This window comes from Faecalibacterium sp. OM04-11BH, assembly GCF_003482185.1.
Lineage (GTDB): Bacteria > Bacillota > Clostridia > Oscillospirales > Ruminococcaceae > Faecalibacterium > Faecalibacterium tardum.
Genome location: NZ_QULS01000003.1, coordinates 77,381 through 100,581, shown reverse-complemented (window position 1 = coordinate 100,581; position 23,201 = coordinate 77,381). Strand labels below are relative to the sequence as shown.

The following is a 23,201-nucleotide window of genomic DNA, read 5'->3' as shown; positions in this document are numbered from 1 at the left end:
GGAGCGTGTGATAAATGGAAAATGCATGGAAATATAAGATTGATTTAAAAGACCCGCAGGCATTTGCAAAGGTGGAAACGCTGCGAGAAATTCGTATTCCCAAAGAATTAAGGCAGTTTATTGAAGAGCATAATGCAGCAACACCGTCGAACTATCATTTTATGGTGGGCTCGACAGAACGTGTGTTTGGTGCCGTGCTCTCATATGATGAGTCGGAAACAGAAGCGGATCGTGTGTATCCGGCATTGGATGCAATCAAAAATAAGAAACTGATTCCATTTGCAATCGATCCGTTTGGCAATTATATTTGTTACGCGCTGGATAAGAATGAGGTTGTTTTCTGGGATCATGAGACAGAGGATGTAACCTCTACAGGAAAAAATCTGAAGCAATTCATCGAGAACCTGTACTAAAAAGTTAAAAAGAGAGTCTCTTAAAAGTCTACTGCACTTTTAGGACATTACAAACGGTTCAAATTGCACATACAATACAAGTATCACTTCACAAAACGGAGGGGACTTGTATTATGGTGGACTACGCCGACATCGGAAAACGCATCCGTGCCTGCCGCCTTGCAAAGGGCATGACGCAGGAACAGCTGGCCAATGAGGTCGGCGTGGTGGTCACGCACATCAGCCATATCGAAACAGGAAACTCCGTGCCCAGCCTGAAAACGCTGATCGACATCATCAACGCACTGAACTGCTCCGCGGATGAGCTGCTGTGCATCGAGATCAAAAAAGCAAAGCCGGTGTTCGACAGCTGGATGACCGAACAGCTTGCGGATTGCTCTGCCGATGAGGCAAAGATCATCAAAGAAACGGTGGTCAACCTGAAAAAATCGCTCCGGAAGGTGTACGGAAAGTCCTCTAAATACAGATATGACTAAAACTTCAAAAACTGAATGCCAGTTGGTAGGCATTAAGTGTTTGAAAAAGCACCCATAAAGTAAACGAACCGCCTCGGTTTCCGTTACAGGAAGCCGGGGCGGTTTTTCTATGTAAGGCTATATAGAAAAATCCCAATGAAAGTTTGCCGGATGGACAATATTGGTGTCCAATCAACGCTTTATAATAAAAGCATCAAAATGATTCAATCGAATCATTCCGAACGGAAAAGGCTACGCATCCATTGAGATGGGAGGAAAAAAACCATGAAAGAGCGATTTGAAATCTATGATGGTAGTGCAGAAGCTAAAAAAGCCAAAGGAAAATCCAAAAATCTGAGCGGCTTTCATCCGCTGTTTACCGCAGCTGCGCGCAGAAGCATTGCGCTGGATTCCTTAAAGATCTGGCTGCTGCTGGGGTTCGTTGTGGGCGTGGTGACAGGTGTTGCAACCGGTGCCGGAGCGGTATCCGTCCTTTTGGGGCTTCTGATCGCCGCAGTGATCTACTTCGGCTTCCGGGATGATATCTACAAAAAAGTATACGGCCCGGAGCATGACAGAGGTCAGCTTCCTTTGCCGGAAGGAATGAGCTGGGAAGAAGCTGTAGACCGCATCCGCCGCGGATTTGCCAACCCGGACGTTGAACAGGTTACGGATACTGCGGATGCCGTGACCTTTTACAGCAAAAAGCGTGGTACCTATCAGCTGAAAAACACAGCCGATGGTCTGAAAATGACCATCCTGACCAAACCGTCCAAAAGCAGTAAGAAAGAATATCTGTATGCAGTTTTCAGCAGCGTTCTGCTGTCGCAGGTGATCGCCATCCTGTACCCTGAAAAAATTTCTGCGGAGCAGGTGGAAGAAGAAAAGGCAGCAGTCCGGAAGCTGTTCGGCGCACACAAGATGCCTCTGGTCATTGAACTGGCGATTACAGCAGCATTTGTTGCATTCGCGGCGTATGTGCTCTATACCACGCTCTATTCGGATAGTGCCCGCTCCAAAGGTATCTCGGACAGCTATCTGAATGTGTTCCCGTCGGAAGCTACCGTGGGAGAAGTGCTGGATGACTTCTTTGCGGACGGCAAATGGGACAACTACGAGCAGAACGGCGTGACCTATGTCAGCTATACTGGCATCGGGCAGAATACGCAGACCGGTGAGAAGATCGTGATTGGCATTTATTTCAAGCTGAACAGCGATAAAACCTTTGGCATCGACCGGATGACATGGAACGGCGATACCATGAATACCTTGGAACAGCTTGGCGTGATCTCAGCTCTGAACGACAGCTACCGGGAATCTCACGGCCTTGCCAGCAGCAATGCGCTGGACAGTGCATTCGATGAACTGGAAAATGCACTGGATGATGCTCTTGCGGATTCATCTTCCAGCGTCAGCATGGCAGAACCTGAGAGCGAAACGGTGAGTGTTGCAGAAAGTACGGTATACGATGAACCGGAGGAGTATACACAAAATCAGACAGAGTCTGATAGCACTGGATATGAGATCCACCAAAACAGTCTGGCTGAAGATATCTATATCTCTATCGGTGATTATACAAGTGGAAATATGACAGAAGAACAAAAAGCAGAGTTCCGGAGCTACGGAGAGAATGCTTTTTATTCGGCATGGCAAGACGCAATGTATAGCGATGTATATCGGTGCTGGGGAAGATATGGCTATCTGGTTGCATGGGAACAGTTTGGCGATTATCTGGACTTTTACGAGGGCATTTTTGGAAGTGAACGCTTGAAGGATTATGATAGTATCTATAATAATGCGCCGACTGGAATGGAAACAGATGATGAGGCCGGATATTATGTAGATGAAGTTCTTGCTCTTGCAGAGAAGAATAATGCGGACATGATCTTCAACTAAGTAACGAGCAAGTGCATTAAAAATCAATAAGATTAAATCCCGCTGGATTCCTATTGCGGAGTCCAACGGGATTCTTTTTGCCCCAAACGAAAGATAAGGCTCACTGACATTGGCTCATATACTGGATCAGGTCTTGTTTGTAAACCTTCCAGAGTTTTCCCATCTTGAAGGCGGGAATTTCGCCGCTGTTCAGAAGACGAAGCAGTAGATTTCTGCCAACATGCGTAATTTCCATGACCTGCCGGAAGCTCAGAACATCGGGATAGTTGTCTAGCATTGAAAATCAACTCCATTCTTGTGATTATGGTGAATTTTCGTTCTGTTTTGCACGGATCATTTTTTGTTCGCTCAAAGCCCTTGTACCCTTGTGCATAAGGGCGCACATGGAAATCTGCCGCATTGACGATCGTTCAGGATGCGACAAGGGATGACCACGTCGTTGATCTCTAATTTTTCCAAAGCCTTTGCGATTTTCTTTTTATGATGTATCTTATCGGTCAGTTCCGGCTCATCCTGCGCTTCGATGTACGCAGCGACAAGTTCCTTGGTATCGTCATCAAGGTTGCTCGTTTGTACGGCTTTCAGGGCAGTTGGGACGTTATACCACGAATGCTTGCCAAAATAATCGACGGCATACCGATATAGAAAGAGCGGAATATCATCGCTGATTTTGTCAAAATAATGAAACAGCGCATGATTTTCAAACTGGAACTTTGAAGATTTCGATTCCAACTTATCGTGTTCAAATTCTTTCAGACTGGGGCGCTTTAATTGAATTTCATATCGAACCAGATTTTTTGAGCGTTCCAGATCATCTGGAGAAATCGGATAGTTCTCTTTTTTACAATTCAAGAGCTGCTGATGCTTGTCATAGAGTGCAAAACCGTACCACGTTTTTTCAAATTTACAGCTTCGGATCTCATTGTGCTGGTTATAGTGTAGTGCGCGACCTTTTCTGTACGGGTCAACGCTTCCTGCATAGCGAATAATTTTTACCATCAGCGAGGGATCGCATTTCACATAGAAGTCTTGTGTAATATCCAACCGATGCATTTTCCATTTAACAGAATCCTCAATTTCAAGGAGTCCAAGCTGCTCCAATTCATCCAGAAATGCCTGCTCTTGCATGACCAAACCTTCTGGTGATAAGTCTGTTAAACTTAAACGAGATGGATCACCTGCGATCCGAGCGAGGTTCACACCAGATAACGTTATGTATCGCTTCTTAAAATCTGGATAATCTGCCAATGTGATGGTCAAACCGCCATCTTTTCTTTTATAAGAGTAGCCTTTTTTCGAGGAGCCATGATACGGAATCCGATAGTATTTTCCAGCGGATACCATTTTTTGAATTGCTATAAATACAGTGCGCTTCGCTTCGCAATCGGTATACGTTCCATTCACTTCAAACGTATGAATGGAAGGTGCTAAAAGTGGGAGCTTCTTTGCCATTGCCATAAAAACACCTCATTTTGTGATTTATCAGGATGTTATGAATCAAATAGAAATTGATCAGGAGGAACAACTACTATAAAAACGCATAGCATTCTATCTGGTGATTTATGACACTGTTATCCATAGATCGAAATCTAATAGGATGATAATAAACTGCTTTTTGGGATTTCTTATAGGGCGATTTGATCAAAGGTAGTGTATTTTCGATCTCTGCCCTTCAATTTCATTGTGACAAATGGAAAAATCATTACAGACTGCAATAAATCCAGTTTCGACATTTGGGATGGTTTTCGTCCGATCAGACAGGTCTGGTTTTCTTTATCAAGAGCCAGCGGGCATTTTGTGTCTTGTTTTGTGAGTGGAAAGAAGGTACAATAATAGCAAATGACTCACATCTGCGAGGTGATACCATGCTGAACATCTACTTTGGAGATATGCCGGAGGCTGTCTACAATACTTCGGTCTATTTCAATTACACTTATGAGGATGAATGGCTGACTTCTGACTTTGCCAAAGAGGTCATCAAGAAAATTGATAAGTCCGATGTCAAAGGCCCTCATGCGGTGGAAAGTCCGGTTCTGGGTGTCATCTCGCCGGAAAAACTGTCCGGCGGCACGAAAACACTTTTGTTGATGGCAAACGACCCGGAAAAGGTATTCAATGCCTCAACTTGCGGTGACAACTGTGCACCCTTCATTCTGAAGCTGGCGAAAAAGAAGGACTTGACCATCAACCTGCGGCACCTCATGGACTTTGGTAAGAAAAAATTCCCGGTGGATGTGAAAGTCCTGAACACCGGTGATGTGGTGCACAGCATGGAAGAACTGATGCCGATTGCATTTCAGTTTGTGTGAGGCGATAGGATGAAGGGAAAACATAAAATCGAAGTCCGAAGCGGACGGGTCGTTTTCACGATCGAACTGGAACGGAACATTACGATTCTGCGAGGGGACAGCGCCACCGGAAAAACAACGCTGGTAGAGATGCTGCAAGCATACGAGACCTACGGCAGACAGAGCGGCGTGACGGTGAGTTGTGATAAACCGTGCCGGGTGCTGTCGGGTGTCAACTGGGAATTGCAGCTGAATGCGACCCATGACAGCATCATGTTTGTGGATGAAGGCAGTACCTTTGTTTCGAGTTTGGACTTTGCCCGTGCGATTCAGCATTCGGACAACTACTATGTGCTGGTCACAAGAGAAGATTTGAGCACCCTGCCGTACAGCGTAACCGCGATTCTGGAACTAAAAAAGACCACGAGCCGCTTCAAACGGACTTATAACAAAGCGTACCCGATCTATGATTCGCTGACAGCCAGCAATGTGCAGCTGGAAGGTGTTGAAAAGCTGCTGACAGAGGATGCAAATTCCGGGTATCAGCTGTTTACAAAAATCGGTGAGAAATACGGCATTGTCTGTATCTCTGCGGCAGGAAAAGATAATATCAAACAAAAGATCTTCCCAATGAAATCCGAGAAGGTTCTGGTAATTGCGGATGGTGCGGCGTTTGGCCCGCAGATGAACGACATTTATCGTCTGATGCAGGAGGATAGCACAAAGTTCAGCTTGTACCTGCCGGAATCGCTGGAATGGCTACTTCTGAAAGCGGATTTGCTAGGACAGCCGGACGTTCTTGAAATTCTGGAACATCCGGCAGATTTCATCGAGAGCAGCGAATTCTTCAGCTGGGAGCGATTCTTCACGAACTTGCTGGAACAGCGAACGAAAGACATTTCCTATATGCGGTATGACAAGGCAAAACTGCCGGAATTCTATTTGCAGGAAGAAAATTTGGAGAAGATCATTGCGGAGATGGGGTAAAACACACTGGAAATTCACAAATAACGTATCATCGTTACTCCGAGCGCTCTGTAATTTTGGAACCCGCCCAGGCTGCGATTAAGTCTCCCCGGAAATAAAATCTGATAGGACAAAGAAGATAAAAGCTCTTGGTTTCTGTAATGGAGGCCAAGAGCTTTTTGCATCTTGTTTTGTAAGCTGAAAGAGGGTACAATGGTAACAGAAGTACGCACATCAATGAGGTGATAAGATGCTGAACATTTTTTACGGTGATATGAAGGAAGCTGTGTATAATACAGCTTCCTATTTCAAATATGATTACGAGGAAGGCTGGATCGTTGACCCGATGGTCAAGGAAATGATTCAGGATGTGGATAAGTCTACCGTTATCGACAGTGGTGTAATTGACAGCCCGGTCTTGGGTAAAATTCCACCGATTGGTTTGTCTGGTGGCGTAAAGACACTGATTTTGGTAAAGTTTGAGCCGGAGAAAGTGTTCAATGTATCGACTTGCGGTGACAACTGTGCAAAGTGGCTGCTCAAAATTGCAGAGCAGGAGGATCGCACGGTGAATTTGCGTCACCTGATGGATTTTGGCAAAAAGCCGTTTACAATAAAAGTGCTGAATACGAATCAAATCGTTCACAGTATGGAAGAGCTGATTTTGGCCGCAGGTGAGTTTGTGTAAAGGGGCTGACAGAAATGAAAGGCATTCATAAAGTGGTCGTTGGCACAAAGTACCTGAAATATGAATTTGAACTGCGACGCAACTTGACCATCATTCGCGGGGATAGCGCAACGGGTAAAACGACTCTCGTAGATATGATTCGTACCCATATGAACGATGGAGAGAGTGGACCGGTCACTCTAAATTGTGATAAAAGTTGCTACGTGGTAGAAGGAAATCTTTGGAAGGGACAACTTGACAATATTCAGGACGGCATTGTTTTTATCGACGAAGGAAACGAGTTTGTCAGGACCAAAGATTTTGCGCGTGCGATTCAGCAGACGGATAACTATTATGTTATCGTGACCAGAGAGGGTTTGCCAGCCTTGCCATACAGTGTGGAAGAAGTGTATGGAATCCGAACCTCTGGAAAGTATGGGACACTGAAACAGAGTTATCATTCGTTCTATCGAATTTACCCGGATAGTACGACTGAAAATATTAAACCGGAGAAGATCTTGACAGAGGACAGCAATTCGGGGTATCAATTCTTTGATGCGGTCTGCGCAGAGCATCAAATGCAGTGTGACACTGCAAACGGAAAGTCAAATGTGTTTTCCTATTTGAAAGCTCATAGGAATGAAAAAATCTTGGTAATTGCAGATGGCGCTGCCTTTGGCCCGGAAATGGACAGAGTGTTGCAGTTGGTGCAGACAAGAGAGAATCTGGCACTTTATTTGCCAGAATCTTTTGAATGGCTGATCCTTTCCTCTGGAATTTTGAAAGATGCAGAGACCACACAGATTTTGCAAACACCGTCTGGCTACATCGATAGTAAGGAATATTTTAGCTGGGAGCGCTACTTTACGGCACTTTTGATAGAGAAAGCGGCTGGGACATATCTGAATTATACTAAGAAAACGCTGAATGAGGCCTATCTGAGGGATGGTGTGAAAAACGCGATTTTGGGACAGATGCAGAAAGTCGAATTGAAATAAAATCAAAAGAAAGTGGAATCGTAATGAGGATACAGTATACATTAAAGGTTTATCCGGCAGGGCTTGGGCGCAGCGTATACAGAACGATAACCATCTGTGGTACGGATACACTGGATCAGCTCTGCATGGCGATTTTGAATGCATTTGATTTTACGGCAGAGCATCTGTATGAATTTTGCATGGACAACAAGATGTACAGCGAAGACTGCTATCGATTCAATCCGATGGAAGATGACCTGTTTGACGAAGATGATGCAGAAGGAACCGATATTGCATTGGATGAACTGGGGCTGATCGAAGGACAAAAATTCTCGCTCCATTATGACTTTGGCGACGATTGGATGTTTGCCATCCGTGTGATGAAAATAGAAGAAGTAAAAAAACATCGCAAGCCGATGCTGCTCAGTTCAAAAGGAAGCGTTGAGCAGTACCCGGAGGGAGAAGAATGATGCCCAATGCTCTGTAATTTTGGCACCCGCTCAGGCTGCTATTAAAAAACGAGAGCATAAGAGCTTTATAGCGAGCTATCGTTAAAAATCAAGATTAAAATAAGACTCACCGTCAATTTTGACGGTGGGCCTTATTTGTTTTCTCATTTATGAGATGAATTGCGTTTAACACAGGGCTGCTTTCCAGAAGCATCACAGATACACCTCCACAGTCAGGTCGGTCCACGCTGCACGGCGGAACTGGTGGGGCATCTTGCTGGCTTCCCAGTAACGCTTGGCAGTTTCAAAGTCGATGGTGAAGGTAAGGATGGGCTTTTCCGATACAGCCATCAAATCGGTGCGCTCCTCTTTGGACTTCTTGCAGCCGGTGTTCAGCTTCCAGCGGTAGGAGTAATCGGCAATGGGGGGTGACCACTTCAACGAACCGGTCAATCAATTCGGGAGCAAGACGGGCACCGTGCACATCGAACTTCTGAAAGAGAAAATCGTGGATCTCTTTCATGTCCGAAGAAACCGTCTGGGGATCGGGCGCAGGGGAGATGGCTTTCAGCTCCTGCTCTAAGTGTGCAATCTCGTCATCTGCCTGTTTGCAGAGGGCTTGGTATTCCTCTCTTGGCAGTTCGCCGTCTGCACGCATGGCAGCGTAGTTCAGCTTGCGCTTTTTGATTTTTTCGATAAAAGCTCTGAATTTCTCTTTGTAGAAATCCATTGCACTTTGCGGCAGGGAAGTCAGATTCCCTTCGTTGTCGCATCCGGCCAGAAATCCCGGCCCGGCAAGAACATCGGCTCCATCCCACAGCGGACGATTGAGCGCCAGGCCAAGCAGCTTGCCTTCATCATTGCAGACCAGTGTGACCGCTGAACCGGTGTCACTCAATGTGATGCATTCGATCAGCCCGCCTACAAAGTTCTGCATGGCTTCAAGCGTGTTGTCCAGCTCGATCTCCTTTGGCAACTCCATTGGCAGGAGCGCAAGGACTTTGATTTTTTCTTCTTCCATTGTGTACCTCCAAATAAAAACAGGACAATCCACTCGGACTGCCCTGCAAAAGTAAAGAGGAGCATCCGAAGATACTCCCCAGTAGATAATTATTTTTTCCTTACCATACAGCGTTTTTTAAAGAATGCGATGCCATAGCAGAGGATGTCATCATAGTCGTCCCGGAAATCTGCCGCATACATCCGGTCATTGATCTGCTGAATGGCAGTATCACAGGCATCCGGCAGAGCATCCAGAGTTTTGGCATACTTGGCTTCAAAAATTGCCACACGGCCATTGCGGATATCCTTTACAATAACATCGCTGCGCCCCTCGCCATGCTCTTTGTTGGATTCCACCACATAGCCAGCACCAGTAAAGATGCCTGCAAGGAAAGCGTGGTAAAAATCCTCCCGATAGTCATGGTAGCTGATGGTGATACGCAGCAGCTTGGTCATCTCTTTTGTCAGAGCTTCGTTGTTTCCACTCCAGACTGCATCAAACAACGGGCTGCGGTTCCATGCCTTAGCGCTGTCGTCAAACCATTTGCTTACGGTGGTTTCAAAAATTTCCCGAATCTCTGCATTGGGAATCATCAGCGCAGAGCAGCCATCCGGCAGCGAATCTGTCAGATCCTTATCCCGCACCTTGGTCAGATAGCCTGTCAGATACAGCACACTCCAAAGATTTTCCTCAGAGGAGTGTAGATAATCGTAGGTCAGGTTTTCTTCAATATGCTGAACAATAGAGCCGCCAGCCATCAGAGTTTCAAGCTTTGTGGTGATATTGTCACCTGCATAGTCGATAAAAGAACGGATAATAGCATTATCGCTGGTGTTTTTCCAATAGCTTTTCGGCTTCTGTGCTACACCATACTGGAAATCTCGCAGATAACTGATCACGTCCCACGGACAATAAATGTCTGCATCGCCAAAATGATAACCGTCGTACCATGCCTTGATTTCAGCAGACTGCGATTCAAGACCAGCATCTTTCAGCATTTGATCTACATCTGCCTGTGTGAAACCAAAGGATTCGCTCAACCGGGGAGAAAGAATCGTGTCCGAAACGAAATTGTTCGTCCCGGTAAAAATGCTTTCTTTGGCAATTTTCAGGCAGCCAGTAACAACAGCAAAGTTGAGGGAGGTGTTGTCTTTGAGCGTGGTGCTCATCATAGCCCGCATCACGTCCAGCATCTGCGAATAATATCCGTTGCTGCTGGCTTTTGCAATGGGAACATCATACTCATCCAGAATGACGACCGCCGATTTTTTGAAGTGGATTTCCAGCATCCGGGTCAACAGCAGAAAGCAGCTTTTTGTTTCATCCATGGATGCAGTGCGTCCTAGAATCCGCTTAAAGATGCCTTTGTCATCGTCGGAAATAGCAGCGTCATCCAGAAGAAACTGATAATCCTGAAATGCAAATGCCAGTTTCATGCGCAGCATTCCATAGGCACTTTCAAAGGTCAGACCGTCCGTGTCCTTGAAAGAGAAAAATACCACAGGACACTGGTTCATCCATTTTTTGCAAAGCTCTGTATTTTTGGAAATCGCCAATTCCTCAAACAGTTGCTTGCTGTCTTTGCGGATATCCAGAAAATTTGCGAGAGTGCTCATACCAAGTGATTTTCCGAAACGGCGAGGACGAGTGATCAATGTTACTTCAGCGATACCACCGCTAAGAAGTTCAGAAATCAGATTGGTCTTGTCGATATAATAATACCCGCCTTCTCGAATCTTCTCAAAATTCGAGATTCCGACAGGAAACTGCAAATCTTTCATGCAATGCTCCTTTCCGCTCACAGAGGAGAGCTTTCAGAACTCACTACTGTAAGTGTACCATGAAATATAGAATCATACAAGAATTAAGTGACATCGAAATAGAGCAGTTTTATTATGCTACGTTCAATCTGGTGGCTTTGCAGCAGTCTGCGCACATCCCTTCATGGGTGGCTGCAAACTCTGCCGCCTGCATGATGGAGCCATCCTTCAACTTGACCCTCTTGATGGGCTGGTTGCACCGGGCACAGATAGGTATACGCTCCTGCACCGCCAAAACGGGCATCTGCCTTGAACTCGCGCACGAACAGCAGCACCCGGCTTCCTTTTTCCCGGTGATGGATGTAGCGCTGCCCGGTGGCAGAGTTTTCGGCGGTGGTGCTCTGGCTCTGCCAGTGGAACAGGCTTTCGTTGATGGAATAATCCTTGTACATGGTGGTGGGAGAGTAATCCTTATCCGCTTTGTTCAGGGTCACAAAGAATACGTCCAGCTGCTTTTCCGGCAGCCACTTCACACCCTCGCGGACGGTAGCAGGCTTCAAAAAGTCCAGCGCCACCAGTAGCTGGTCACGGGTATAAGTACAGTGCAAATCCAGCGGACAATCAAAGCCCACATCCACAGGTTCGTCGATAAAATCAATGCGGTCATATTGATACTGCAAAAGTGCCTGTAGTTCCCCCAGCAAAACGGGACTGTCTGAGAGAGCATACAGGTTATGATGCTACAATAAAAAGAGACTGATGCAGTGCAACCCGTGCATTGCTTTCGGTTGGTTGCAGGAGTAAAATAAAAATGATTTATTATAGATTGTCAGAACCTCTAAAAGGTGATAAGGGTTAAAATAACAGGCGACCATCATGGAGCCAAAAGCAACCGGTGTCAACAGCCGTGCAGAGGAGCTGTTTGTACAGCTTTTCTGTGAGGCTTTTGGACCTGAGAAAACCGAGAATTTGCAGGTCCAGTACCCCTGCGTGGACATCTATGGTCGGCACCGCTATATCGACTTTGCGCTGGAATCTCCTGAGTCCAAAATTGCAATCGAGATTGACGGTGAGACCTACCACAACCCCAGCAAGGTGTCCGAAAACAAATACGCTGATGACCTCCTGAAACAGAAGTTCAGCGGCAAGCAAAAAAGCTCTTGACCTCTATATTAAAGGCCAAGAGCTTTTTGCAAAGATGATGCTGTAAAGAAGTAAAACAGTGAAAGCAATAAGAACAGGTGGTCAATTACTTTGCATTTTTTGCATGCGTTGCGCTAACCAGTGATTGAGAAGGCGTTAATGGAGCAAGCCATACTTTGCCAGTTCCCTTATAAACATTTACCAGACCCTCACCGGATGCGGCAGAACCAAGCAAGGTTTTTCCGGAACGTTCAACCGTAAAGCTGAGACTGCCGGACCAGCAAATCGCAAAGCTGCCATCAATTTTTAAAACGTCGTCTTGAAGGTCGATTTCTACGATTTCCGAACGGGGAACATTGCTTTCCAGTACACATACACCATTGCCAGCAAGCCGTAGATTGAAGAGTCCTTCATTTCCGAGTGCTGCAGAAGAAAGCGAGGAGCGTGCCTGAATCTCGTGCTTGACAGTGGATTCACAGGCTAGGAACATGCCGTCTTCCATTACAAGACCGCCTGTCCAGTCACCGACATTTTCGGTCAGAAGATATTTATAGGTGGGTTCGGTCACGAGCACACCCGTTCCGACGTACTCCGGCTTGATTGCGCTTTCTTTTGTGACGGAACTTTTTACCATTTTGCCTAAGAAGTCGCCAACACCCTTCAATCCGGTGGTTGCTTGCACGTTGCCAACAATGTACTGCATTGCGCCCGCTTGGAGAACAAGCCCAACTTTTCCGTTGAGATTGGCAATGGCCTGTTTCCGTTTGACATTCATCTGGCTCATATAGTATTCTTCCATTGCATTGCAAGGCGCTACGGAGAAATCGACATTGTGCTCAACAATGGAAAAGATACCCTTCTGTTCGGTGACGATGTGACTTGTCTGATTTGCCAGATTGTTGATTTTAAACATAAGCAAATACCCCATTCAAAGCAGATTTCGCATTTTTGTATGCAAGATTTGGTGTCCGTAAAAATGCTTAGATAAGTAGTCACAGTACAACTGAATAACTCCTTAAAATTCAGTGTATCATACGTCAATTGAAAATACTATCATCAAACCACACAAAACATTTGAGACTTTTTTGGCGAGGGGAGAGTATAGGAGTTGAAAGTTTGGCCAGTGAGAATATAAAAAAACAGGTTACTGATGCAAGTCGAAAAACTGCCGTTTGTAGCAGATCTGTAGCAATTGCTTTCATTTAACGAATCGTCGTCAAAAAATTGAAAAGTCATCATGCATCACACGCAGGGTCTGGGGTTCAGGTGTGCTTTTTGTCCACGGAGGTTTGCGTTTACGCAACGGAGCGGTAAACGATCAAAGGCAGGGTATCATCACGGCGATGGTATCCTGCCTTTTTGCTTTGCAGAAGGAAAATTGCGTTGTGCGAGCCTGACCGCTTCCTACAAGACAGGCGTCTAAAAACAGCCTTGTTTCAAACAAGGTTTTCCATTGCATTTCACGGAAAAGTGTGTTTCAATAAAAAGAGTGATACGGCGATCAGACGCAGAGAGAAGGTGGGGGCAGGATGTTCAGAATCGCGATCGTGGAGGATCAGGATGAAACACGGGAATGCCTGAACCGGTTCGTCCGGCAATATGCCGAGGAGCAGGGAGTACAGGTGGAGATCAGCCTCATTACAGACGGCTCCGAAATCGCAGAGCACTATACGCCGGGGTTCGACATCATTTTTATGGATGTGGAGATGCCCCGGCTGGACGGCTTTGGCGCTGCCGAAGCCATCCGGGCAGTGGATGCGGAGGTGGTGCTGGTCTTTGTGACCAACATGGCGCAGTATGCCATCCGAGGGTACGAGGTAGACGCACTGGATTATGTGCTGAAGCCGGTGAATTATTATCAGTTCTGCACAAAGCTCTCCCGCGCCATTCAGCGGGTACAGCGGCGCAGAGGCGGGCAGGTGGTGTTGCAGCTGGCGGGCGGCGGCATCCAGCTGCTGGACACGGCGGATATCTATTATCTGGAGACCCGCAGCCGGATGCTGTACTACCACACCGCCAAAGGAGAATTTGCGGTGCGCGCCAGCCTGCAAAGCGCCGAAAAGCAGCTTGCAGAGTATCATTTTGTCCGCTGCAACCAGTGCTATCTGGTCAACTTGGCCTACGTCAAGGGCATTGAAAGCGACTTTGCCCTTGTGAAAGACGACCGGCTGGAGATCAGCCGACGGCAGCGCACGGCCTTTCTTACCGCAGTGGCGTCCTACATGGGAGGTGTGCTGTGACCACATCCCTGCTGAACAGCCTGCTCCGGGCGCTGCTGCGCTGGGGTGCAGCAATGGTCTTTTGTCTGCCCTTGCGGCATCGTTCCCATTTCTGGGCGCGCGCCTGCGGGATGCTGTTTCCGCTGCTTTTGCTGGCGCAGCTGCTGGACCCACTGGCACAGTCCACAACACTGTGGCAGCAGCAGCTCTTGTTGCTGGTACTTTATGTTTCCTTTTTTGCGCTGCTGGGTGGGATGATCTACCTGTGTACGGATATCAATAAAAAAGGGGCGATGTACTGCGCGGTGTGGAGTCTGCTCATCGCGCAGTGCGCCTACGAGGGCTGGTGCTTTCTAGAGCTGCAATTTGCCCGGTACGGACACCCGCTGAACATGGCTTCCCCTTGGGCGGTTCTGGTACAATTGCTGTCCGGGGCGGTATTCTTTGCGGCAGTGTACATCCTGCTGGCACGGCAGCTGCCTTATAAAGGAGAGTATCATATCGGTCCCCGGCAGCTATTCAGCGCATTTTTTATCGGCATCCTGTTCATGGTACAGGCAGCAGTGCTGGACAATTTCCGCGCGGAACAGTTTCCGCGGAGCGTTATAGCCACCATTCTGATCGGGCAGTTCTATTTTATCACCCTGCTGTATTTTCAAAGTGAGCTGTTCAAGAAGTCTGCCATGGAAAAAGAGATGAATGCCCTGAATCTGCTGTACGAGCGCCAGCGCCAGCAGTATCAGGTCGCCCGGCAGAATGTGCAGATCATCAATAAGCGCTGCCATGAACTGAAGGTGCAGATCGCCAATCTCCGCAAGCTGTCGCCTGAAGCGGTGCCGCCGGAGCGCATCGAGGAGGCCGAGCGCGCAGCCCGCCTTTATGATGCGAACCGCAACACCGGCAACGAGGTGCTGGATGTGGTGCTGACCGAGAAGAGCCTGCTGTGCGAGTCCCGGGGGATCCAGTTGAATGCCGTGGCAAACGGCAGTTGTCTTGGCTTTATCGAGGCAGGGGATCTGTACGCGCTGTTTGCCAATGCGCTGGACCATGCTGTGGAAAGCGCAGTGCAGACCGCCCGCCCGGAGTGCCGGGTCATCGACCTGCTGGTCTGTGTGCGGCAGGGCTTTGTGGTGGTGAATATCATCAGTCCGCTGCGCCCGCCGGAAAAGCAGGCAAACCGTTCTGCACAGTATGAGCTGAAGGTGATCCGGCGTATCGTACAGAAATATAAAGGCACGCTGACCTTGGAGGAACAGGGCGAATTCTTTGCGGAAAAGATCATCTTTCCGCTGCAAAAATAAGTTAAGGAAACGGCAGCCGCCGCAGTATTTCCGAAAACGGAAGTCCTGCGGCGGCTTTCTTTTTAGAACTTGTTGGATACATCTGTTTGTGAAAAATATACAAATATATCGGTTCACATTTGGGAGCCGAAAACCGAATGCGCACGCAAAGCGACCGATTTTCGCGGGCATCTTGCGAAAATTGGTCGCTTTGATAAAATAACAACGAAAGAAAAATGTACGGAAAAATTACCGGAGCACAGCAAAAAACAGGAGGAATCGGATGCGTAGTATTGCAAAGCTTATGAAGGACTGGCAGTTCACCGGCCCGGACGGCGTGACCGCTGCCGTAGTACTGCCCCACACTTGGAACGCCGTGGACGGTCAGGATGGCGGTAACGATTACTGGCGGGGTACCTGCACCTACCGTACCAGCTTTGCAGCACCGGCCTTTGACCCGGCACAGCAGCAGGTCTGGCTGCAGTTTGAGGGCGTCAATTCCAGCGCCACCGTGCTGCTGAACGGTCAGCAGCTCTGCACCCATGACGGCGGCTATTCTACCTTCCGAGCAGAGGTCACGGAGCTTTTGCAGGCAGAAAACCAGCTCACGGTGCAGGTAGACAACAGCGTCAACGACCGCGTTTATCCCCAGAAAGCAGACTTTACCTTCTACGGCGGCATCTATCGGGATGTGAGCCTGCTGGTGGTGAACAAAAACCACGTTGCACTGGGTCACTTTGGCGACACCGGCGTGAAAATCACCCCCGATCTGAAAGAGGGCAGCGCCGACATTCAGGTGGAAACGCTGGTGGAAGGCGAGGGCACGGTTGTGGTGGAACTGCTGGATGCCGAGGGCAGCACCGTTGCAAAGGGCGAGGGCGAAAAGGCTTCCCTCCATTTGGATGCTCCCCACCTGTGGAACGGCGTGAAGGACCCCTACCTGTACACCTGCATCGTCCGTTTGATGCAGGACGGCAAGCCGGTGGACGAAGTGACCACCAAGGTGGGCATCCGCAGCTTCTCGGTGGATGCAAAAAAGGGCTTTTTCCTCAACGGCAAGCCCTACCCGCTCCACGGCGTTTCCCGCCATCAGGACCGCAAGGGTCTGGGCAATGCCATCACCCGGGAGATGCACGACGAGGATATGGCGCTGATCCGGGAGCTGGGTGCAAACACCGTCCGGCTGGCGCACTACCAGCACGACCAGTATTTCTACGACCTGTGCGACAAGTACGGCATGGTGGTCTGGGCAGAGATCCCCTATATCTCTGAGCACCTGCCCAATGGCCGGGAAAACACCATCAGCCAGATGAAAGAGCTGATCTACCAGAACTACAACCACCCCTCCATCGTCTGCTGGGGCGTGTCCAACGAGATCACCATCTCCACCAAGGATAAGGCGGATATGCTGGATAACCATCGGGTGCTCAACGAGCTGTGCCACAAGATGGATCCCACCCGCCTGACTACGCTGGCATGCTACGCCATGTGCGGCCCCTTCAACCCGGTGGCGCACATCACCGACCTTGTCAGCTGGAACCTGTATCTGGGCTGGTATGTGCCGGGCTTGTTCCTGAACGACCTGTGGATGGGCTTTTTCCATCTGGTGTATCCCAATCGTCCGCTGGGCTTCTCCGAGTACGGCGCGGAGGGTATGCCCAACCTCCACAGTGCCCATCCCCGCCGGGGCGACCACACCGAGGAGTATCAGGCCAAGTACCACGAGTACATGCTGAAGTGCTTTGACCGCCACCCGTGGCTGTGGGCGACCCACGTCTGGAATATGTTCGACTTTGCAGCAGACGCCCGGGATCAGGGCGGCGAGCCGGGCATGAACCACAAGGGTCTGGTCACCTTTGACCGAAAAACCAAAAAGGACAGCTTTTACCTCTATAAAGCATGGTGGAGCGAGGAGAACTTCGTCCACATCTGCTCCAAGCGGTTCACCGACCGCACCGAGAAGGAGATCGAGGTCAAGGTCTACTCCAACCAGAAATCCGTTACCCTGTATGCGGACGGCAAAAAGCTGGCAGAGCAGACCGGGGAGCATATCTTTAAGTTCCGCGTGCCGCTGCACGGGAAGGTGGAGCTGAAAGCCGTTGCAGGCGACTGCATCGACACCGCCTGCTTCCGCAGTGTGGCGGCCCCGAACCCCAGCTACAAGCTGGTAAAAACCAAGTCGAAGAGTGCGAACTGGGTCTGAGCATCGGTTTTGCACTTTGAAGAAATTGAATCCAAAGGAGGAGTCAGAACCGGAAAACGGCTGTCTGGTGTGGCAGGATAAGGACAACACAAAAAGAAAAGGAGAAAACCATGGCTAAAAGAAAAACGCTTTGGCGCGGTCTTTCTGCGCTGTTTGCCTTTGTGTTCACCCTGTCCTGTGTGGCAGGCACGATCTTGGAAGGCTATAAAGCGACGATCGACACCAACCTTGGCACCCAGAGTGAAAAGTTCGTCTCGGAAAATACCGCTGACGACCCGCTTTATGACAAGTTCACTCCCTCTGCTGAAGTTTTGAATGCGGACGGAACCGGCAACTCTCATGCCCTGATCCAGAAGGCAATTGATCTGGGTCACAAGCAGGCAGTGGAGGGCGCTGTTCTGCTGAAGAATGAGAACAACACTCTGCCCCTTGCAAGCGGCTCCAATGTGACGCTGCTGGGCATCCGTTCTCATATTTCTCTGCTGGGCTCCAGCTTCGGCGTGAAGGCAAAGGGTCCTTACATCAGCCTGGAGCAGGCGCTGAGCCAGAACAAGACGGACTTCCATAACACCATCGCTTACACCCTGAACACAAACTATAAGACCGGCGAAGTCACCCGCGCTCTTTCACTGAGCGAGTGGAACGGCGACGAGTTCGAGTTTGAGGGTGCAGGCTTCAATGTCAACCCCACCATGGTGGACGTCTACACCAAGCTGAACGAGACCTATCAGCATTCTGAGAATGAGACTCCGTTTGCAAACTACGATCCGCAGGAGCCGTCTCTGGCAGAGGTTAAAGCAACGAACCCCGATTACGAGGCAAGCTTTGCACAGTACGGCGATGCTGCGATCGTTGTGATCAGCCGCCCGACTGCAGAATCCAAGGACTACCTGCCCGGCAGCGTAGCAGAGGGCACCGGCGCTTCTGAGCCGCTGGAACTGACCACCAACGAGCGTGACGTGATCGAGACTGCAAAGAAGGCAAGTGATAAGGTCATCGTCCTGATCAACACCGCAAACGCAGTGGAGATCGGCGACCTGAAGAATGACCCCGATATTGATGCGATCCTGTGGATCGGTTTGCCCGGCTGCTATGGTATGCTGGGCGTGGCAGATATCCTGTGCGGTCGTGTCAGCCCCTCTGGCGCAATGTCCGATATCTACGCGACCTATAACATGTCTGCTCCCGCAATGCAGAACATGGGCAACTTTACCTACACCAACGCAGAGGATGTCGTCACCCGCGCAAAGTCCCAGAACTACATCATCGAGGCGGAGGGAATCTATGTCGGCTACCGCTACTATGAGACTCGATATGCTGATGCTGTGAATGGCGTGGGCAACGCTGCTTCTCCGGTGGGTGCATACGCTTCTTCCACCGAGTGGAACTACGACAACGAGGTGACATACGGCTTTGGCTATGGTCTGAGCTACACCACCTTTGAGCGTGAGCTTCAGGGGCAGCCGGAGTTCAGCATCGATTACGATGATGAGACGGGCGCACCCAGCATCTACGCGACCTTCAACGTGAAGGTGACCAACACCGGTAACGTTGCCGCAAAGACTCCTGTCCAGATTTATGGTCAGGCTCCTTACACCGTGGGCGGTGTGGAAAAGTCTGCGATCCAGCTGCTGGGCTTTGACAAGACCCCGACCCTCCAGCCCGGTGAATCCGTTGTGATGCCGATCAAGGTCGATATGGAGTATATCGCAAGCTACGATTCCACCTACGACAACGGCGACGGTACCACCGGCACTTACATCCTTGATCCCGGCACCTACTTCTTTGCAGTGGGCAACGGCGCACATGACGCACTGAACAACATCCTGACCCTTCAGGGCGCAGATGCCTCCAAGATGGTTGGCACTGGCAGCGCTGCCGCAGCAGTTGCACAGGAGATCGACGAGAACATGATCTCCAAGACCGCGTTCTCCATTTCCAAGACCGGTGCAAAGATCTCCAACCAGCTGCCGTATGCAGACTGGAACTACTATCAGGATGGCGAGGTCACCTACCTGTCCCGTGCGGACTGGGCAGGCACCTTCCCCAAGACCTATGACAGCATGACCCTGACCAGCGAGCAGCTGATCAGCGACCTGAACGGCAACTACTACACCATCAACACCACCGATGATACCTCGGACATCCAGTGGGGCAAGAACAGCGATCTGATGTTCTACCAGATGTACGGCAAGAACTTTGACGATCCCGCGTGGGATGAGCTGCTGGACAAGATCACGCTGGAAGAAGCACAGTACATGGCAACTTTTGGCGGCCCCAGCATCCCCGGCATTGAGTCCATTGGCACCATTGAGACTTATGCGACTGAGAATGCCGGAAACGGCATCGATGTCAATCTGAACGCTTCCAAGGACACCGGTGCCCCCTGGAACATCAGTGCGGACGATCCGAACGGCAACTGGTATCCCATCGTCTTTGCAAGCGCACCGCTTGTGGCTTCCTCCTTCAACCCGGATCTGTACAAGGAAGTCGGCGAATTCGTTGGTGAGGAATCCCTGTTTGTTGGTATTCCCATTCTGTGGGGCCCCGGCCTGAATACCCATCGTCAGGCTTACAACGGCCGCAACGGTGAATACTATTCGGAGGATCCCGTCCTCGCAGGCAACGCTGCCATGGAATTTGCCATCGGCGCTCTGGAGTACGGCCTGATCGCAGCTCCCAAGCATTATGCATTCAATGACCAGGAGACCAACCGTGCAGGCGTTGCTCCCTATATGACGGAACAGCGTGCCCGCGAAGTTGACCTGCGTGCATACCAGATCGCATTTGAGGCATCCAAGTACGACACCGACGACTACGATGCAGGTATGCGTGGTCTGATGACTTCTTTCTCCAAGATCGGCGGTGTGGAGTGCACCGTCAGCACCGGCCTGATGACCGAGATCCTGATGAACGAGTGGGGCTTCAAGGGCTATGCCGTGACCGATATCTATGATGATACCGATCTGTACGGTGCAGTGCTGAACTCCGGTGTCACCTGCTTTGATACCCGCGGCATTTCCGGCTTCCATGGCAGCACCACGCTGGAAAACTGCTCTACTTTCGCTGCGCAGAACGATGGCACCAAGGTCAGCGCAACGCTGCTGAACGGTGATGCAAATCTCCAGCGCAAAGTCAAGCAGGCTACTCACAATATCCTGTATGCATTGGCAAATTCAAACCTGATGAACCGCTATAACAGCACGACCTGCATTAAGCAGACCATGACCTGGTGGCGTGGCGCTTACATTGCACTGATCGCAGTTTCTGGTGTGCTGATGGTTGGCAGCTTTGCAATGTACACGGTAAGCAACCGCAAAAAGAAAGAAGAAAGCGAGGCTCAGTAATATGTCTGCTATCAAAAAACAAGGCCCTGCGTTTTATGCTGACGCAGTGGCAGTGATCCTGGGCATCGCAGGCACGATCGTGATGAGCGTATGCCACACGATGGACACTGCAAACCCGCTGAACTCCTTTGGCAAGCTGGTTGCATTTGCCGTGCTGGCTATGGTGCTGGTGTGCGCTTCGATTGCAGCGGCAAACCGCAAGAAGGACGTTGTCAGCCTGCTGGCTGTCATGTGCGCTATCGCACTGTTGACCCTGAACATCGGCGAGATCATCAGCAGCCGCATCCTGCTGATCTCCGGTCTGTTCTCCTGGAACTCCCAGAATATGATCGGCTGGCGCGTGTTCTATGTCTCGATTGCCTGCATTGTCTGCTTTGTGGCGGCGATTCTGGCATTGATCGTGGGTGCTTTCCTGAAGAACCGTAAGGAAGGCTGATCCCTATAAAAGAATGCGGCAGCCTGCCCCGAAGGCGGGGCAGGCTGCCGCTTTTTTATCAAAGACAAAAGGAGAGACCGCAATGGGCGAACAAAAAACAACGGCGTCGAGTGTGAACCGCGCCAAAACCTACCAGCTGGTGCTGTTTCCGCTGAACAACGGCGCAACGAATGTGTACTATGTGCTGGTGCTTTCCTACATCGCCACCTTCGGCAGCAAGGTGCTGGCGCTGAGCATGCTGTTTGCTTCGGTGATGGTCACCGGTATGCGTCTGTTTGACGCCATCACCGACCCCATCATCGGTGCCCTCATGGACCGCACCAACGGCAAATTCGGCAAGTTCCGGCCTTTTATGGTCATCGGCAACCTCATCATGGCAGTCAGCATTCTGGTGCTGTACTGCCTTACCCCGCTCATCCCCGCCAGTGCCATGGGGCTGCGCTACGCTGCCTTTGTGGGGCTGTACGCCGTGTGGGTCATCGGCTACACCTTCCAGACCAGCTGCACCCGCTCCGGCCAGACCGTTTTGACCAATGATCCGAAGCAGCGTCCGCTGTTTACCATCTTCAACACCGTGGGCAGTCTGCTGGGCATGGGCGCTATGCAGTTCTTTGCTCCCATCCTTGCCAAGAACTATGAGGGCGGCTACGCCTCTGCCGGGTTCTTCCGCACGCTGGCGCCGGTGGGCATCGTCATCTCCATTCTGCTCACCCTGCTGGCCGTTATCGGCATCTGGGAGAAGGATCAGCCCAAGTACTTCGGCATCGGCGGCGAGGTCAGCGAGAAGGTCAAGCTGCGCGAGTACCTCCAGATCATCAAAAACAATAACCCCATGCAGCGGCTGATGGTGGCCGGTGCTGGCTGCAAGCTGGCACTTTCCATCGCCACCAACACCACCGTGCTGTGCATGCTGTACGGCTGCATGATGGGCAACTATGATGGTCTGTACCTGCCCATGATGGTGCTGGGCTATGTGTGCAGCGTGCCCTTCTTCCTGCTGACCGTCCGCACCAGCCAGAAAGAGGGCCAGAAGGCCAGCCTGATGAAGTACGTCACCGTGGCGCTGGTGTGCTATGTGGGCGTGCTGGTACTGCTGCTGCTCTGGGGCCGCGGCGATGCCTTCACCCTGTCCATTCTGGGGGAGAACGGCCTGTCCCTGAACCTGTACACCATCCTGTTCATCGCCTTCTTTGGCATCGGCTACGGCGCTTACTACGCAACCGCCGATATGCCCATCCCCATGGTTGCCGACTGCTCCGACTACGAGACCTACCGCAGCGGCAACTACATCCCCGGCATCATGGGCACCCTGTTCAGTTTGGTGGACAAGCTGGTGTCCAGCCTTTCCGCTACCGTTGTGGGTATTGCTGTCAGCTTTGTGGGCCTGCAGAGCCTGCCCACTCAGTATGACCCCTACACTCCGGGCATGAACTGGGTGGTCATCGTGCTGTTCTGCATCATCCCCATGGTGGCTTGGGCAGCTACCCTCATCGCCATGAAGGGCTACACCCTGACCGGTGCCAAGATGAAGGAAATACAGGCTGTCAACGCCTGCCGCCGCGATGCAGTGGCCAAGGGCATGAAGTTGGAAGAAGCCATGGACAAGTGGCAGACCATGGAGCAGCTGCCGGCGGAATACCGGAGCTGAGACGCTGCCTGCAATAAACAAAACAGGGGCTGCTGTACAGGGAAGAAACCT

21 protein-coding genes and 1 pseudogene are annotated in these 23,201 nt (G+C 50.2%); 15 read left to right on the top strand and 7 right to left on the bottom strand.

The features are described 5' to 3' along the window. Positions 1 to 14 precede the first annotated feature (14 nt). From DXB44_RS04070 to DXB44_RS04060, 3 genes are all read left to right on the top strand, one after another. On the top strand, positions 15 to 413 hold the full coding sequence (locus DXB44_RS04070; RefSeq protein WP_118657830.1) for an SMI1/KNR4 family protein: 399 nt from the start codon (positions 15 to 17) through the stop codon (positions 411 to 413). A gap of 113 nt (positions 414 to 526) precedes the next feature. Continuing rightward, the gene (locus DXB44_RS04065) at positions 527 to 889 is read left to right on the top strand and encodes a helix-turn-helix transcriptional regulator (protein WP_118657829.1); all 363 of its coding nucleotides are present in this window, start codon (positions 527 to 529) and stop codon (positions 887 to 889) included. 264 nt (positions 890 to 1,153) lie between these two features. Continuing rightward, positions 1,154 to 2,764, top strand: a complete 1,611-nt coding sequence (locus DXB44_RS04060) for a hypothetical protein (RefSeq protein WP_118657828.1) — start codon at positions 1,154 to 1,156, stop codon at positions 2,762 to 2,764. Between the two features lie 100 nt (positions 2,765 to 2,864). On the opposite strand, the gene DXB44_RS04055 is transcribed toward DXB44_RS04060, so the two are convergent. Both DXB44_RS04055 and DXB44_RS04050 read right to left on the bottom strand, forming a co-directional pair. Continuing rightward, complete coding sequence (locus DXB44_RS04055; RefSeq protein ID WP_005920908.1) at positions 2,865 to 3,041, bottom strand: helix-turn-helix domain-containing protein; 177 nt, start codon at positions 3,039 to 3,041, stop codon at positions 2,865 to 2,867. A gap of 71 nt (positions 3,042 to 3,112) precedes the next feature. Then, complete coding sequence (locus DXB44_RS04050) at positions 3,113 to 4,222, bottom strand: hypothetical protein (RefSeq protein WP_243111020.1); 1,110 nt, start codon at positions 4,220 to 4,222, stop codon at positions 3,113 to 3,115. A gap of 407 nt (positions 4,223 to 4,629) precedes the next feature. Between DXB44_RS04050 and DXB44_RS04045 the strand changes: the two genes are divergently transcribed. The 5 genes from DXB44_RS04045 to DXB44_RS04025 all read left to right on the top strand — a co-directional run bounded on the left by DXB44_RS04045 (position 4,630) and on the right by DXB44_RS04025 (position 8,132). Continuing rightward, positions 4,630 to 5,073, top strand: a complete 444-nt coding sequence (locus DXB44_RS04045) for a DUF4869 domain-containing protein (protein WP_005936657.1) — start codon at positions 4,630 to 4,632, stop codon at positions 5,071 to 5,073. 9 nt (positions 5,074 to 5,082) lie between these two features. After that, positions 5,083 to 6,039 (top strand): hypothetical protein, encoded by a 957-nt coding sequence (locus DXB44_RS04040; RefSeq protein WP_118657826.1) that lies wholly within the window; start codon positions 5,083 to 5,085, stop codon positions 6,037 to 6,039. Between the two features lie 229 nt (positions 6,040 to 6,268). After that, positions 6,269 to 6,706: a DUF4869 domain-containing protein gene (locus tag DXB44_RS04035; RefSeq protein WP_118657825.1), complete on the top strand. Its 438-nt coding sequence runs from the start codon at positions 6,269 to 6,271 to the stop codon at positions 6,704 to 6,706. Positions 6,707 to 6,720: 14 nt separating this feature from the next. After that, complete coding sequence (locus DXB44_RS04030; RefSeq protein ID WP_097778519.1) at positions 6,721 to 7,683, top strand: translation initiation factor 2; 963 nt, start codon at positions 6,721 to 6,723, stop codon at positions 7,681 to 7,683. Positions 7,684 to 7,706: 23 nt separating this feature from the next. Continuing rightward, the gene (locus tag DXB44_RS04025; protein ID WP_005920837.1) at positions 7,707 to 8,132 is read left to right on the top strand and encodes a hypothetical protein; all 426 of its coding nucleotides are present in this window, start codon (positions 7,707 to 7,709) and stop codon (positions 8,130 to 8,132) included. A 192-nt stretch (positions 8,133 to 8,324) separates the two neighbouring features. On the opposite strand, the gene DXB44_RS14495 is transcribed toward DXB44_RS04025, so the two are convergent. From DXB44_RS14495 to DXB44_RS04005, 4 genes and pseudogenes are all read right to left on the bottom strand, one after another. Then, the gene (locus DXB44_RS14495; RefSeq protein ID WP_155515368.1) at positions 8,325 to 8,465 is read right to left on the bottom strand and encodes a hypothetical protein; all 141 of its coding nucleotides are present in this window, start codon (positions 8,463 to 8,465) and stop codon (positions 8,325 to 8,327) included. Next, complete coding sequence (locus tag DXB44_RS14760) at positions 8,416 to 9,132, bottom strand: DUF3846 domain-containing protein (RefSeq protein ID WP_243111019.1); 717 nt, start codon at positions 9,130 to 9,132, stop codon at positions 8,416 to 8,418. The genes DXB44_RS14495 and DXB44_RS14760 overlap by 50 nt, the downstream gene beginning before the upstream one ends. Positions 9,133 to 9,221: 89 nt before the next feature. Further along, positions 9,222 to 10,895 (bottom strand): AAA family ATPase, encoded by a 1,674-nt coding sequence (locus DXB44_RS04015; RefSeq protein WP_118657824.1) that lies wholly within the window; start codon positions 10,893 to 10,895, stop codon positions 9,222 to 9,224. A gap of 245 nt (positions 10,896 to 11,140) precedes the next feature. After that, positions 11,141 to 11,608, bottom strand: a pseudogene (locus DXB44_RS04005) (DUF3427 domain-containing protein); the annotation flags it as partial. Positions 11,609 to 11,750: 142 nt separating this feature from the next. Between DXB44_RS04005 and DXB44_RS04000 the strand changes: the two are divergent. Next, positions 11,751 to 12,038, top strand: coding sequence for a hypothetical protein (locus DXB44_RS04000; RefSeq protein ID WP_055185439.1), 288 nt, complete (start codon positions 11,751 to 11,753; stop codon positions 12,036 to 12,038). An 85-nt stretch (positions 12,039 to 12,123) separates the two neighbouring features. On the opposite strand, the gene DXB44_RS03995 is transcribed toward DXB44_RS04000, so the two are convergent. Next, on the bottom strand, positions 12,124 to 12,930 hold the full coding sequence (locus tag DXB44_RS03995) for an AIM24 family protein (RefSeq protein ID WP_118657823.1): 807 nt from the start codon (positions 12,928 to 12,930) through the stop codon (positions 12,124 to 12,126). Positions 12,931 to 13,546: 616 nt separating this feature from the next. Between DXB44_RS03995 and DXB44_RS03990 the strand changes: the two genes are divergently transcribed. The 6 genes from DXB44_RS03990 to DXB44_RS03965 all read left to right on the top strand — a co-directional run bounded on the left by DXB44_RS03990 (position 13,547) and on the right by DXB44_RS03965 (position 23,150). Then, the gene (locus tag DXB44_RS03990) at positions 13,547 to 14,257 is read left to right on the top strand and encodes a LytTR family DNA-binding domain-containing protein (RefSeq protein WP_118657822.1); all 711 of its coding nucleotides are present in this window, start codon (positions 13,547 to 13,549) and stop codon (positions 14,255 to 14,257) included. Beyond that, a complete protein-coding gene (locus tag DXB44_RS03985; RefSeq protein ID WP_118657821.1) occupies positions 14,254 to 15,537 on the top strand; it encodes a GHKL domain-containing protein in 1,284 nt (427 codons plus the stop codon). The genes DXB44_RS03990 and DXB44_RS03985 overlap by 4 nt, the downstream gene beginning before the upstream one ends. 262 nt (positions 15,538 to 15,799) lie before the next feature. Continuing rightward, the gene (locus DXB44_RS03980) at positions 15,800 to 17,719 is read left to right on the top strand and encodes a glycoside hydrolase family 2 TIM barrel-domain containing protein (RefSeq protein WP_118657820.1); all 1,920 of its coding nucleotides are present in this window, start codon (positions 15,800 to 15,802) and stop codon (positions 17,717 to 17,719) included. 110 nt (positions 17,720 to 17,829) lie between these two features. After that, positions 17,830 to 21,066, top strand: coding sequence for a glycoside hydrolase family 3 C-terminal domain-containing protein (locus DXB44_RS03975; RefSeq protein WP_118657819.1), 3,237 nt, complete (start codon positions 17,830 to 17,832; stop codon positions 21,064 to 21,066). 1 nt (position 21,067) lies between these two features. After that, positions 21,068 to 21,502 carry a hypothetical protein gene (locus tag DXB44_RS03970; RefSeq protein ID WP_118657818.1) on the top strand — a complete coding sequence of 145 codons (435 nt, stop codon included), beginning with the start codon at positions 21,068 to 21,070 and terminating at the stop codon, positions 21,500 to 21,502. Between the two features lie 82 nt (positions 21,503 to 21,584). Next, entirely contained in the window at positions 21,585 to 23,150 is a 1,566-nt protein-coding gene (locus tag DXB44_RS03965; RefSeq protein WP_118657817.1) for an MFS transporter, read from the top strand. Positions 23,151 to 23,201 lie beyond the last annotated feature (51 nt).